The organism is Helicobacter saguini (assembly GCF_000762875.2).
GTDB lineage: Bacteria > Campylobacterota > Campylobacteria > Campylobacterales > Helicobacteraceae > Helicobacter_A > Helicobacter_A saguini.
Genome location: NZ_JRMP02000008.1, coordinates 73730 through 87675 on the forward strand (window position 1 = coordinate 73730; position 13946 = coordinate 87675).

Annotated in this window: 11 protein-coding genes and 1 pseudogene; 6 read left to right on the top strand and 6 right to left on the bottom strand. The window is 37.3% G+C overall.

Annotated features, from left to right (window positions below; all coding sequences use genetic code 11):
• Positions 1 to 660: 660 nt before the first annotated feature.
• Both murI and LS64_RS06355 read right to left on the bottom strand, forming a co-directional pair.
• Positions 661 to 1182: pseudogene (murI, locus tag LS64_RS13805) on the bottom strand (glutamate racemase); the annotation flags it as partial.
• Between the two features lie 53 nt (positions 1183 to 1235).
• Positions 1236 to 1757, bottom strand: a complete 522-nt coding sequence (locus tag LS64_RS06355) for a ClbS/DfsB family four-helix bundle protein (protein WP_034571524.1) — start codon at positions 1755 to 1757, stop codon at positions 1236 to 1238.
• A gap of 178 nt (positions 1758 to 1935) precedes the next feature.
• Between LS64_RS06355 and LS64_RS06360 the strand changes: the two genes are divergently transcribed.
• Positions 1936 to 2814, top strand: coding sequence for a transporter substrate-binding domain-containing protein (locus LS64_RS06360; RefSeq protein WP_052062451.1), 879 nt, complete (start codon positions 1936 to 1938; stop codon positions 2812 to 2814).
• A 162-nt stretch (positions 2815 to 2976) separates the two neighbouring features.
• On the top strand, positions 2977 to 3972 hold the full coding sequence (locus LS64_RS06365; RefSeq protein ID WP_034574243.1) for an isopenicillin N synthase family dioxygenase: 996 nt from the start codon (positions 2977 to 2979) through the stop codon (positions 3970 to 3972).
• Between the two features lie 22 nt (positions 3973 to 3994).
• Here LS64_RS06365 and LS64_RS06370 read toward each other — a convergent pair whose 3' ends face one another.
• Both LS64_RS06370 and LS64_RS06375 read right to left on the bottom strand, forming a co-directional pair.
• On the bottom strand, positions 3995 to 4750 hold the full coding sequence (locus LS64_RS06370) for an amino acid ABC transporter ATP-binding protein (protein ID WP_034571521.1): 756 nt from the start codon (positions 4748 to 4750) through the stop codon (positions 3995 to 3997).
• A gap of 428 nt (positions 4751 to 5178) precedes the next feature.
• Positions 5179 to 5973 (bottom strand): glycosyltransferase, encoded by a 795-nt coding sequence (locus LS64_RS06375; protein ID WP_202978604.1) that lies wholly within the window; start codon positions 5971 to 5973, stop codon positions 5179 to 5181.
• Positions 5974 to 6164: 191 nt separating this feature from the next.
• Here LS64_RS06375 and feoB point away from each other — a divergent pair, with 191 nt between their 5' ends.
• Positions 6165 to 9209 carry a ferrous iron transport protein B gene (gene feoB, locus LS64_RS06380; RefSeq protein ID WP_052062586.1) on the top strand — a complete coding sequence of 1015 codons (3045 nt, stop codon included), beginning with the start codon at positions 6165 to 6167 and terminating at the stop codon, positions 9207 to 9209.
• A gap of 45 nt (positions 9210 to 9254) precedes the next feature.
• Here the strand turns inward: feoB and prfA are convergent, their stop codons facing one another.
• Positions 9255 to 10322, bottom strand: a complete 1068-nt coding sequence (prfA, locus tag LS64_RS06385; RefSeq protein ID WP_034572863.1) for a peptide chain release factor 1 — start codon at positions 10320 to 10322, stop codon at positions 9255 to 9257.
• Between the two features lie 112 nt (positions 10323 to 10434).
• Positions 10435 to 10704, bottom strand: a complete 270-nt coding sequence (gene rpsT, locus LS64_RS06390) for a 30S ribosomal protein S20 (protein ID WP_034572861.1) — start codon at positions 10702 to 10704, stop codon at positions 10435 to 10437.
• 132 nt (positions 10705 to 10836) lie between these two features.
• Here rpsT and LS64_RS06395 point away from each other — a divergent pair, with 132 nt between their 5' ends.
• From LS64_RS06395 to LS64_RS06405, 3 genes are all read left to right on the top strand, one after another.
• Positions 10837 to 11136 (top strand): hypothetical protein, encoded by a 300-nt coding sequence (locus tag LS64_RS06395; protein WP_052062585.1) that lies wholly within the window; start codon positions 10837 to 10839, stop codon positions 11134 to 11136.
• A gap of 182 nt (positions 11137 to 11318) precedes the next feature.
• Entirely contained in the window at positions 11319 to 11903 is a 585-nt protein-coding gene (locus LS64_RS06400) for a hypothetical protein (protein WP_138127277.1), read from the top strand.
• Positions 11904 to 12029: 126 nt separating this feature from the next.
• Positions 12030 to 13865, top strand: a complete 1836-nt coding sequence (locus tag LS64_RS06405; protein WP_034572859.1) for a hypothetical protein — start codon at positions 12030 to 12032, stop codon at positions 13863 to 13865.
• Positions 13866 to 13946 lie beyond the last annotated feature (81 nt).

The window sequence follows — 13946 nt, forward strand, 5'->3', positions numbered from 1 at the left end:
TTCTAAATTTTTAGATTCTATAGAATCTAAAAGATGCGTGGATGAATTTTTAGAATCTTTTGGATTAGATTCTATAGAATCTAAAACTTGAGTGGATAAATCTTTAGAATCTTTAGAATCTTTAGAAAAATTAGATTTTAAAATAGAATTTATAGAATCTAGCGACTTAGATTCTATAAAATCCGCAGATTCCTTAGAATCACCCAACTTAGATTCTATAAAAACTTTAGAATCTATAGAATTTTTAGAATCTTGCGAATTAGATTCCACAGATTCCATAGAATCTTTCACATTATTAGAATCTAAAACCTTAGAATCCACATCGAAATTTTCACACATATAATTTGCGATTGCCTCGCCAGAGTGGATAAAAATCGTCTCACTGCCGAAATATTCACGCAAAGATTCTAAAAGTAGGGGAAAATGCGTGCAACCCAAAATCACCGCCTTTGGCTTTTTAATCGCGCGATAAACATTTATATCACCAAAAGAAAGATTTTTATCCCCGACAGAAGCATTTTTATCCATAAAAGAAACATTTTTATCTCCGCCAGAAATATTTTCACCATCAAAAGAAAGATTTTTATCTCCATGACAAATATTTTTACTCACAAAAGAAGCATTTTCACTCCCCACACAAACATTACTACAAACCCCATAAATCTCACCAAAATAATGATTAAATACAGAATCTATAACTTCGCCTTTAAAGATATTCTCTTCTACCAAACTTACAAACAAATTAGTTGCGATATTTGTAATATTTGTATATCCTAAGTTACGCAAGGCGATGTCATACACACGCGATTTTGTCGTAGCCTCCGTGGCAATGACTAAAATCTCGCTATCAAAGCTCAAATTGTGGCGAGACAACGCCTTTACGCCAGATTCAATCACGCCTATTATAGGGATAGCCGAGCACTCACGCATAGCCTTTAAAGCATACGCAGACGCCGTATTACACGCCACCACAAGCAAGTCAAGCTTAAAATGATTGAAAAACTCCAACGCCTCCAAGCAAAATCGCACAATCGTATCCTTATCCTTGTTGCCATAAGGCACGCGCGCCGTGTCGCCATAATAAATAATTTTCTCAAAACTAATCTCATTTATCAAACTTTTTAGGACGCTCAAACCGCCCACACCGCTGTCAAATACGCCGATTTTTTTTATTTTTTTCATTTTCTCACTTCATAAGTTAAAATCTATAGAATCTTACAATTTATTTGTTAAATTTACGATTTTAAATCCCCCTTAAACCCATCTTTTATCGTCTTTAACGCCCAAATATAATGACTTGCACCACTTGAAACATAGTAGCTACCAAGCGTTACATTCCCACACCACGCGAAGTTTTTGCCAAAAAGTTCTATCTCGCTCAGATTCTCAATATTACGCATTATATCCGCGTGACTAGCAATTAGCAACGCCTTAGCAGATTCTAAATCCGTGCCTTGATGTTTTGCGTGAAACTCGCAGTTTAGCTTAGGATAAGTTTTCCAGTTATAGCCATTTGGAAAAAAGGGCAGGGGCGTAATCCGCGTTATATTTTGCGTGAAATTAAGCAGCAAAATGTGCCATTCATAAAGGTGGATAAGCACATCACGCAAGTTTTTATCGCGTGAATTTCCCTTAAGTGCGTTTTTAAAAGGCGAAATCTGCGAACGCGGCGGGATAGATTCTATAAATTTAAAAAGTTTTGCAAACTCATTTTGCGTAGATTCTAATAATTCGCCCTTATTTTTCGCCCTTGCCACGCTTTTGCCTTGAATAAAAAATATAGAATCTTACAATTTATTTGTTAAAATTACGATTTTGAAACGCGTTTAGATTCTATAGCTTAAGGGTGGTAGTGGTATAATAATAGATTTACCCATTCTTTTGTGACAATAATGTGAAATCTAGATTCTAAAATTCAATTTTAAGGAGAAAGTTATGAAAAAATTTGTTAGTTTTTTGTTTGTTTTTATGTTTAGTTTTGCGACTTTAAATATCGCAAATGCCGCAGATTCTAAAGATTCAGCGAGGGGAGATTCTAAAAATATAGAATCTAAAATGGCTTTTAAAATAGCCCAAACAGATTCTAAAAACATAGAATCTAAAATCGATAAAAGTAAAAAGATAAAGCTAGAAGTTGGCACAGGAAATTCCTATCGTCCATTTGCTTATGTTGATAATAATGAACTCAAAGGATATGATGTCGATGTGCTAAGACTTCTTAATAAATATGACTCAAATTTGGATATAAAATTCAATCCTGTGCCGTGGAATGCGATATTTGTAGGCTTAGATTCTAAAAAATTTAACATTTTAGCTTACGAAATCACCAAAACAAAAGAGCGAGAGGAAAAATACATTTTCTCAAACTACCCATATTTCAACGACATTAGCGCGGTAATCGTGCGAGAAAACGCCCAAATCACCGACATAAAAGAGCTAAATAATAAAAAAATCGGCGTCTCACTTGGCTCAAACTACGCTTTGAATCTAGAAAAATACCTAAAAACTCGCCCCGATTTGAAAATCGAAATCAAATACTACAAAAACCCGCCAACGCTAATTAGCGACTTAGGCTCAAACCGCATACAAGCCATAATCGGCGAACCCATAAGCTCCATAAACATCGCAAAAGCACAAAATATCAATTTGAAAGCCACCGATATAATTATCGATAAAACGCCTGTGTTTTTTATATTTAATAAAGGCGATGAAGCCTTGCGTGACCGCGTTTCCGCCGCTCTTAAAGCCGCGATAGATTCTAATGAACTAAGCAAACTTAGCATTCAATATTTTGGAAAAGATTTGAGTAGATAGATTTGAAATTGTAAATTTATAATATGATTTGCTTTTATAATAATTGAAATTTTTAATAATATAAATTCTAGATTCTATAATGTTTAAAAATATTATTGTAATTTATTAAATTTTATATTATAATAAATGTAATTTTATAGAATCTAAGGAGTATTTATGTCAGTGGATTTGCCAAAGATTAGCCTTAAAAAGTTGCAAGAGCCAAATAACGAGGATTATTTAGAGGATTTGCGTAAGATTTCGCGTGAGGTAGGGACTTTTTACCTTGTGGAGCATGGCATTGATTTGGATTTATGCAAGAAGATTCAGCGTTTAGCCCGTGAGTTTTTCGCCCTGCCAAAAGAGGAAAAAGAAAAAATCTCTATGCTAAATTCCGCGCAATTTCGCGGTTATTCAAGCGAGGGCGGCGAATACACCGCTGGGGGCAAGGACTATCGCGAGCAAATCGATTTAGGAATCGACAGAGAGCCGCCAAAATGGGATAGCAACTCGCCACTTTGGGAGCGACTAGAGGGGCTAAATCAGTATCCTGCTGCGCTTCCTGAGTTAAAGGATAATTTTATCGAGTGGCAGCGGCAGGCTGGAGTGGCGTCTTTGGCGTTACTTAGGGCGTTTGCTAGGGCTTTGGAGCTTGATGGTGGGGCGTTTGATAAGCTTTATGGGCAAAATTCTTATGCGCACTCAAAGATTATCCGCTACCCAGCGGCATTTGATGGCAATACGCAGGGCGTGGGGCAGCATAAAGATGGCGGGCTAATCACATTTGTGATGCAAGAGGAGCAGGCAGGCTTACAAGGGTTAATAAATGGTAAATGGGAAGATGTCGTGCCACTACCTGGTAGCTTTGTGGTGAATATCGGCGAGTTTTTGGAAATGGCGACAAATGGGTATTTGAAAGCTACGATACATCGCGTGAATTTGAGTGAAAAGGAGCGATTTTCAGTGGCGTATTTCTTAGGTGTGCAGCTTGATAAAAATGTGCCGATTTTCCAGCTTAAAGAGAAGTATGCAAAAGATGCAAAGGGCGTGGATACCGACCCTAAAAATCCGTTGTTACGAAATGTAGCAGAGAATTATTTTAAGCGAATGATACGTTCACACCCAGATGTCGCCGCAAGACATCATAGTGATTTGATTAAGAGATTTCAGTTTGCTTAAGATTGCAATTTATAAATTAATCTTACTCAAAATCAAAAATATTCAAAAACTGCCTTGTGCGTGGGTTTTGCGGATTGCTAAAAAACTCCTTAGAATCTCCACTCTCAGCAATCAGCCCATTATCAAAAAACACACTCCTATCGCTAATCGCCTGTGCAAAGCGCATCTGGTGCGTGACGATAATCATACTCATCCCGTTATTTGCAAGCGTGCGGATTACCTCCAAAACCTCCTTTACCATCTCAGGGTCAAGGCTCGCTGTGACCTCATCAAAAAGCATAATTTTTGGGCTCATACAAAGGCTACGAACGATTGCCACACGCTGCTTTTGCCCGCCACTCAAATCATTTGGATAGCTATCAATCTTAGATTCTAAGCCAACGATTTTTAGCCATTCTATCGCCTTTTGCCGCGCAACATCCTTGCTTTGCTTTAGAATCTTAATGGGTGCAAGCGTGATATTCTCAATAACGCTCAAATGTGGGAATAGCTCATAACTTTGAAAAACCATACCGATTTTTTGGCGAATATGACGCCAATTACTCTTAGAATCTAGCCGCTGCCCCTCAAAAATAATCTCGCCGCTATCAATAGATTCTAAGCCGTTTAGACATCGCAAAAATGTGCTTTTCCCGCAGCCACTAGGACCGATAATCGCGACCACCTCGCCATTTTTTAGCTCAAAATCTATGCCTTTTAAAATCTGCATTTTATTCTTACTTTTAGAATCTATATAGCTTTTTTTAAGGTTTTTGGTTTGTAAAATTATGTCTTGCATTGTTAGAATCTTTTGGCTAAATTTTTGAAATGATTGTATAAAAAAAGTGTGAATATAGAATCTAAGATTTTTTGTATTTTTTAGAGTCTAGATGCTAGTCCCTACATTTTGATAGACTTTTATGTTTATCTAAGCCATTTAGTTACCAAAGTCACAACCTTTAATATAAGATTTTGAGTTTATATTACCATATAAAATGAGATTTTATAAATTCATCTCACATATTAAAATCTAGTAAATTGATATTTTGATTTTTTAATTTTACAAAATTTTGTATGTAAAAAGAAGTGGTGTAAAAAAAATTAGATTCTATATTTTAATCATTTTAAAGCGAAAATGTTTTGATGGATATAGAATCTAAAATATCAAATTATCATTATATAGCTTTTTTAAATATCAAAATATAGAATAAAAAACTTTCAATTTTCCTAATTTTTAAAGCGATATTTTATTATGGCATAGATGGCGCGAAAGCCATCTTTTACCCCGATTTTCTTGCCTTCTTCATAAGTGCGACCATAGTAGCTAATGCCCACTTCATAGATTCTAATGCCCTTTATTTTGGCGATTTTTGCGGTGATTTCAGGCTCAAAACCAAAGCGATTTTCCCTAATTTCCACGCTTTGAATCACATCGCGTTTAAACACCTTGTAGCAGGTCTCCATATCAGTCAGGTTGAGATTTGTCATCATATTTGAAAAAAGTGTCAGCAGCCCATTGCCCATTCTATGCCAAAAATATAGCACACGATGGCTATCGCCACTAACAAATCGCGAGCCAAAAACCACGTCAGCTACGCCCTTTTCAAAGGGTGCGAGAAGTTTTGCGTATTCGTTTGGGTCGTATTCTAAATCGGCGTCTTGGATTATTACATAATCGCCTGTAGCGTGTTTTATGCCTGTTCTAAGGGCTGCGCCCTTGCCTTGATTTACTTCGTGGTAAAGCACTTTTATATTTATTCTAAAATCTGTAACTTTTTGGGTAATTTTATTAGAATCTTCTTGTTTAGATTCTGTATTTTTCGTATGATTTAGTTCTATATTTTGTAAGTTTTTAGAATCTATGGAGTTAGTATTTTCGATACTTTTTAGAATTTCACGTGTGCCATCCTTGCTGCAATCATCAATGATAATTATTTCCTTGTGATAATTGATTTTCACGCCACTAACGACATTTAGGATATTTTCAATCGTAGCCTTTTCATTATAGCAAGGAATGATAATTGAGAGTGTTTTACCCCCCCCCCCCCATTATTTATCGTATTTGTCGTGGAATCTTGCATATTTTACCCTTTAAATTTCGCAAAATAAAGCCAAAATTCTAGCACATTTTTTTAAAAAAAACAAAATAAAACTTAACAAAATCTTAGTAAAATTGCAAGTGAATATTATTTATTTATATTTATGGGAATGCAATGAAAAACGAAATTAAAAATTTTAGAATTGTGCTTGTTGGGCAGCCAAATGTTGGGAAAAGTTCGCTCATTAACGCGATTAGCGGTGCGCGGATGAAGGTTGGGAATTTTAGCGGTGTGACCGTGGAAAAGGCGGAGGCAAGCCTGCTTTATGGCGATTTTGCTATAAATATCATCGATTTGCCCGGCACATATTCGCTAAATGGCTATACGCTGGAGGAGAAAATCAGCAAGCAATTTCTTGCAAGTGGCGAGTATGATGTGATTTTGAATGTGCTTGATAGCACGAATTTGGAGCGAAATTTGGTGCTAACTTTGCAGCTTAAAGAGCTTGGGCGACCGATGATGCTGGCACTCAATATGATTGATGAGGCGCATAAGGATGGCGTGATTATCGATGTTTCAAAGCTCTCAAAGCTGCTAGGCTTCCCTGTTGTCGCGGTTAGCTCGGCTAGTAATGAGAATCTTTCTTTGTTAATGGAGACTTTGTGTAAATATTATGAAAGTTTGAATTTAGATTCTAATAAAGTTATGGAATCTATAAGTTTAGAATCTAGTTTAGATTCTAGTTTAGATTCTAATTCTAGTGAGTTTGCTGATTTACCAAAGCATAAAATTAGCTGTCCGGCATGTGATACAAATTCTAGCAATAAAAAAATAAAAGTGTGGGAAAATCCGCAAGATTCTAAAAATATTATAGAATCTAATTTGCAAGATTCTAAAGATTCTAATAAAAATACAGAATCTACAATGCAAGATTCTATGGACGTGACAAATGTTACATACAAGAAAGATTCCTTAAATAGCGATATTTCTAATGGATTAAAGAATCTAGATTCTAAAAATACGCAAAATTCGCACTCGCAACATTCGTATAAATCTATTCCCGCCCAACCACCCACTTGTAAAATTGATACAAATGTTGCGAGTGCGAATTTTGAGAAAACTGCAGATTCTAAAGAAAATATAGAATCTAATTTGCAAGATTCTAAAGATTCTAAGGACGTGACAAGTGTTACATCCAAACAAGATTCCCTAAATAGCGATATTTCTAATGGATTACAAAATTTAGATTCTAAAGATAAATATTTGGGCGTAACAAATGTTACATCCATAAAAAATAATCAAAAAGATTCTAAAAATTTACAGAATCTAGATTCTAAAAACACAAATGAAATTACAGAATCTAATAATTTACAGAATCTAGATTCCAGACAAGATTCTATAAAAGAAAAAAACAATGACGAGTTTAGCGAGATTTCAACGCATAAAATAAATTGCGGATGTGAGCCAAAAAATAATAATAAAATAAAAATTTTCCAAAATAACGCCCAAAATAACCCAAACACAAACCAGAATAACATCAACACACAAAACACAAATGAAACTATAGAATCTAATAAAACACAGAATCTAGATTCTATAAACAAAGTAGATGTTTCGCCTTTGGCTCAACATGACGGCAATGTAGATTCTATAAACGCCCAAAATAGCAACAAACAACCACAAAAAATCAAATGGCAAAAAGTCCCCCTTGACACGCTAAATAAAATCAAAATGTCAAGCAAAATCGCAATTTCCGCAAGGCAAATCGCAAACTCCGTGCAAACGCTAACAAAAACGCGCGACACTTTAAGCGAAAAAATCGACAATGTGCTTTTAAACCGCTATTTAGCCATACCTATTTTTTTATTTTTGATGTTTTGCGTCTTTCAGCTCACCTTTTTTGTGGGCGAATTTTTCAAGGGCTACATTGAGGATGGCATCGATTTTTTGGCGACTTTTGCGAAGGAAAATATACCAAATGCGACTTTGGCGTCTTTAGTTGGCGATGGTATCATTAGGGGTGTGGGTGCGCCACTTAGTTTTTTACCGCTTATTGCTACGCTTTTTTTGGGCTTAACGATTTTGGAGGGTAGCGGATATATGGCGCGTGTGGCGTTTCTGCTTGATGGCATTTTCGTGCGTTTTGGGCTGCATGGCAAGAGTTTCATCCCGCTTGTGATGGGCTTTGGCTGCTCGGTCCCTGCGTATATGGCGACTCGCACGCTGCAAAATAAGAGTGATAGGCTCATTACGATGTTTGTTATCGGTTTTATGAGTTGCTCTGCAAGGCTGCCGATTTATCTGCTTTTTGTCGGGGCGTTTTTCCCTGCGAGCTCGGCTGGTAGCGTGTTGTTTTTTATTTATTTAGGTGGCGTGGTGATTGCGATGATTTGTGCGAAGATTTTGAAAATGACCGCGTTTAAGGGCAGTAATGAGCCTTTTGTAATGGAAATGCCGCGTTATCGCTGGCCTAGTGCTAAGGTCGTGTGGTTTAGCGTGTGGAGCAAGTGTTTTATGTTTCTTAAAAAGGCTGGGAGCGTGATTTTGCTTGGGGCGATTTTTATTTGGGCGATTGCGACTTTTCCGCATAGCGAGGAGATTGATTCTAAGTATGATGTGGAGATTGAGAAGTTAGAAAATTCGCAACTAGATTCTAAAGAAAGTATGGAATCTAATAATATAGATTCTAAAGAAAGTATAGAATCTGCTAACTTATCGCCCACTCACCCTGTTAATGATATAGAATCTGCCGACCCCACAAACGATGATATAGAATCTAAAATCAATTCGCTAGAAAATGCAAAGTTGCAAGAGCAGCTAGAATATAGCATCGCTGGGCGTATAGGGCATTTTTTACAGCCATTTTTTGCACCTTTAGGCTTTGACTGGCGGCTATCTGTGGCTTTGCTTACAGGCTTTAGTGCGAAAGAAATGGTAGTGACTACTTTAGGCGTTTTGTATGCCTTAGGTGATGCGGCAAATGATTCTGAGAGTGAAAATAAGGCGTTGCAAGAGGTCTTGCGTAAGAATGTGAGCTTACCTAGCGCGGTGGCATTTATCGTCTTTATTATGCTTTATATTCCCTGTTTTGCGGCAACTATCGCCTTTACTTATGAGAGTGGTAAGAAAATTTACACGCTTTATTTGTTCCTTTTTACCACTGCTGTGGCTTACTTTTTTGCCTATATCGCACATGAAATCACGCGACTTTTAATGTGAAATCGCAAGATTGCTCAAGATTATTAATGTTAGAAAAAAGATTATTTATTCACTTTCCCCGCTTAATGCTAGGCTTTGGGCGTTTGCGATAAGTGGCTCGATAACCTTGTCTAAGTCGCCATTTAGCATAATTTCCTCCAAACTATAAAGCGTTAGATTTATGCGGTGGTCAGTTAGGCGATTTTGCGGATAGTTGTAGGTGCGGATTCGCTCGCTCCTATCGCCGCTGCCGACTTGATTTTTACGCGACTCCCTATTTTTTGCGTCCTGCTCTTCCATTTGGGCTTCATAAAGCCGCGCTTGCAAGATTTTCAACGCTTTGTCCTTATTTTTGTGCTGGGATTTTTCATCTTGCATCGATACGGTTATGCCCGTTGGGATGTGCGTGATACGCACTGCGGAGTCCGTTGTATTCACACTTTGACCGCCATGACCGCCGCTGCGAAAGACATCGATACGCAAGTCATTTGGATTGATATTGACCTCCAAGCTATCGACCTCTGGCATAATCGCGACCGTGATAGCGGATGTGTGGATGCGACCTTGCGACTCAGTCTTTGGGACGCGTTGCACCCGGTGTGTGCCGCCCTCGTATTTCAATCTTGAGTATGCGCCCTCGCCTTTGACTAACGCGATTACTTCTTTGTAGCCGCCGACTGCGTTTTCGCTGCTGCTTATGATTTCGACCTTCCATTTTTTAGAATCTGCATAGCGGCAATATGCGCCAAACAAGTCGCCAACGAATATCCCTGCCTCATCGCCACCAGTCCCAGCGCGGATTTCCAAAAATATGTTTTTTTTGTCATTTGGGTCTTTTGGGATTAATAGAATCTTTATTTCGCCCTCCAAATCTTTTTGCTTAGATTCTAAATTTTTTAGCTCCTCTTTTGCTAGCTCGCCTAGCTCTTTATCATCCAAAAGTCCCTTGTTTTCGGCAATGTCGCTTAAGGTTTGCAAGTATTCTCGCGCTTTATTTGCGATTTCATCGCTTTCACTTTTTTCCTTGCTTAAGGCTGCTAGTTTTGCGACATCGCTTATCACTTCCTCTTTGCTTAAAAGCTCGCTCAACTCGTCATTTCTAGCGATTATGGGCTTTAGTTTATCAATTAGCATTTTTGCACTTTAGATTCTAAATTTTGTAACTTTTTAGGGCATTTTGTTAGAATCTAAAATCGCATTTTGCTTAATTTTTAAGACTTTAGATTCTAACTTTTCGCACAAAAAATTACGCTTTTGCTAACTTTTTTACAAGGCTATTTAGCCTACTAACCTTACGCGCCGCCGTATTTTTCTTTAAAATACCCTTGCTAACGAAGCTGTGAATCTCCTTATTTGCGATTTTAAACGCCTCGCTTGCCTTAGCCACATCATTGCTAGCGACCGCCTCACGCACATTTCTTGCGATATTTTTAATCCTAGTGCGATAATATCTGTTTCGCTCCTCGCGTTTTTGAGTTTGTCTAATTCGCTTTTCAGCCGACTTATGATTTGCCATTCTTTTCTCCATATTCTAAAAATTTGAAAAATTAAAACGATAATTTTAGCATAAAAATTGTTAAAATATGATAAAATCTTTTTTCTTTGACATAAGGATAAATATCTAAAAAATTTCAAAAAAAGGAAACACATGTCAAATATTTACCTTTGCTCTTTTGCTAGTTTTAATCTCGCGCCAAGTGCGTATAGATTCTATCGTCAGGCTCTTGATATGGGCATTTTTGAAGATATTTTCATTTATAATGAGTGCAATTTGGCGAGTGATTTTAAGGTGCATTTTAGGGATAAAATCTACAATTTAGATTCTAAAAATACTATAAATTTCGCAACTAATTTAGATTCTAAAAACGCAACAGATTTTAAAAACATTATAGATTCTAAAAACAATTTAGATTCTAAAACATCGCAAATAACGGGGGGGGGGGGGTAACTCACTCTAAAAATCCTAAAAACATAGAATCTAGCACTTTTAAAATCGATACAAGCCCTTCAAAGCACCTGCCGCTGAGTAAAAACTACACATTTTCTCGCGGCTTTGGCTACTGGGCGTGGAAGCCACAGATTATTCTGCAAAGCTTAGATAAAATACAAGAAAATGATATTTTACTTTATGTGGATATAGGCAGTAGTTTCGTGCCAGCGGGCAAAGAGAGCCTTTTAAAAAAGCTTGAGATTTTGCAAAATGAGCCACTTGCAAATTTTGTATCGCACTGGACAAAAGAGCGTGTGTGGTGCAAGGGCGATGTGTTTGCGTACTTTGACGTGCTTGATAATCCAAAATATATCGATGGTGGCACGGCTAAGGGCGGGACAATTTTTATGAAAAAATGCGAAAAAACCATCGCTTTTATGCGTGAATGGCTTGAGATTTTTTGGCAATTTTTTGAGCTAGTCGATGATAGCCCTAGCAAGATTCCAAATTACCCTGAATTTATCGAAAATCGCCACGACCAAACAATCTTAAGTATGCTGCTAAAAAAGCATAATATTTACACATTTGAAGATTATCACAGGCACGACCACAGCAATATTGAGTTTGGAATTATTGATACGCGTGATAAAGTAGGGCTAGATTTACCACGCCTTAATAATCAACAAAAAGTTACAAAAATACTAAGATTTTTAGGTAAAATATTACCAAATCAAAAACTCCGCCACGACTTCCGCTCTTTAAGTGGGCATATCCATAGAATCTAAAATAATATAATTTTGCAAAAAATCGCCAATTTTATAGAATCAATTTCCACTTTTTAATATTCTTTAACCAAAAATATAGTAAAATATTTAGTTTTTTATAACTAAAGAAAATATAAGGTGTGTGCGATGACTTTTTTTAATACCAAAAAGGTAACGGGTGTGCGGGAGTGGAATAAAAATCTAATGGAAGTTTGCACGAAATCTGAGCTAAACTTGAATGATTGCAACATCCATATTAACGCCATTCACACATTTACCAAAAAGGACAACAGAGAGTTACCGCCGACTTTTTTTCGTGAATCTTATAACCAAACAAATGATGAAATTTACCAGACTTTTGATGTGGAAATCACGCCTAGAGAATACGATTTTAGCAAGATAACTTTCTCTTTTAGTTATCGGCATTTGGAGGCTACGATATGCTTTGGCGAGGGGCTTTTGCTTGATGATAGGGAGAACTTTTTACCGCAAATGGCGGATTTTGTCACATCTATGCTAATTCAAAAAAATATTGTTATTACGAATTTAGAGGAGATTATTAAGCGGCTTGAAAAGATTATCGCGGATCATTTTAAGCCGCCTTGCACGGTTATGCGGGAGCGGAAATTTACATTTATGCGCGCTAAAGCTGGGATAAAAAATCGCGGATTTACTAATTTATTAGAGGAAAAATGGTGTATGGAAAATAATTTACCTGCCTTGCCAACTGCCCTGTATGCCGTGAAAGAAGGCGACCCCATCGGATTCTATCTTAAAGAGGCAATTCCTACATCAGGACGCAATCTCAAAGGCGAATTTATCGATATGAAAAATCTTTTTTTAAACTCGCCAAAAAGCGATGGAAAAACGGATATGAAAGAAGCCGTAAGTGGGACTTTCGCCTACAAAGCCCCGCCAGAAGCCGCAAATGGAATCAAGAAAATAGAAGAGGGAAATGTCGTAAAATACGAGGCTGATGGCGTAGGAATTGTCGAATTTGCCGAAGCCGGGTTGCGATTAATTGATATAGGGACTTTTCAGCAAATTAGCAAGACAAACTGCATTTTAGGCGGCTTAGAAAAGGGCGCTGAAGTCGCCATCGACTGCCCTGATAAAAGCAAGGATGCCGTGCAAATCGGCGCTGTAATCGAGGCTGAAGTCGTAAATATCAAAGGCGCGGTAGGCGAAAAAGTCGTAATACGTGCTAAAAAGCTAAATATCGAGGGGCAAACGCACCCAAGTGTCGTAATTTACGCTGAGGAGGCAAATATCAATATCCACAAGGGCGTGCTTTACACGCAAGAAGCCGACATTGACAAGCTAGAAAGTGGCAAGGTTTTTGGGAAAAATATCAACGTGCTAGACGCGCAAGGCGCGAAAGTCGTGGGAAATAAGATTGTGATTTCAAAACTGCATTCAAATACTGATGTGAAATTCTGCGAAAGTTTGCATTTAAAGGCGATTCATGGCAATAATAATAAGATATTTTTTGATATGTTTGCGGATTTTGACAAGCGAGAAGAGCTGCAGACGATTATTAGCAAGGATTTTTTGCTGAAAAATGAGATTTCTGGGCGTGTGAGCTTTTGCAAGGCGTTGGCAGATAGGCTAAATAAGATTAAGCCTGTGATTGAGAATCTAAAGCCTGTCATTGATAGGAGTAAAAAGGATGGCAGCGAGCTAGACCCTGAGACTAAAAAGACGTTAGGGATGTATGTGATGCTTTTGAAGCAGACAAAAGAGCAAAAAGATACCGCGACAAAACTGCAGGAACTGCGTGATGTGAATACGCAAAAGGGAAAAGAGATTGAAGCGCTATTGAATACCGCAAGGATAACGACAGAATCTAGCTGGAAAGATAATAATCAAATCATTTTGAAACGCAATTTTCCACCGATTGAAAGCAAGATTTTCACGCAAGATAGCGATATGTTTGAAGTTAGCATTGACAAAGACGGCAATTTGGAGAAAAACCAGCAGTAGAGATTCTAAACAATCTTTAATTTGCATTGTTAATCTAGTTCTAAATTACAAAATTAAATTAAATGCAATTTTTAGAATCTT

Bases quoted from the DNA above. Each gene is read 5' to 3' on its own strand.
- LS64_RS06405 (WP_034572859.1), top strand. From the start codon at position 12,030: ATGACTTTTTTTAATACCAAAAAGGTAACGGGTGTGCGGGAGTGGAAT.
- prfA (WP_034572863.1), bottom strand. From the start codon at position 10,322: ATGCTAATTGATAAACTAAAGCCCATAATCGCTAGAAATGACGAGTTG.
- LS64_RS06395 (WP_052062585.1), top strand. From the start codon at position 10,837: ATGTCAAATATTTACCTTTGCTCTTTTGCTAGTTTTAATCTCGCGCCA.
- feoB (WP_052062586.1), top strand. From the start codon at position 6,165: ATGAAAAACGAAATTAAAAATTTTAGAATTGTGCTTGTTGGGCAGCCA.
- LS64_RS06370 (WP_034571521.1), bottom strand. From the start codon at position 4,750: ATGCAAGACATAATTTTACAAACCAAAAACCTTAAAAAAAGCTATATA.
- LS64_RS06360 (WP_052062451.1), top strand. From the start codon at position 1,936: ATGAAAAAATTTGTTAGTTTTTTGTTTGTTTTTATGTTTAGTTTTGCG.
- rpsT (WP_034572861.1), bottom strand. From the start codon at position 10,704: ATGGCAAATCATAAGTCGGCTGAAAAGCGAATTAGACAAACTCAAAAA.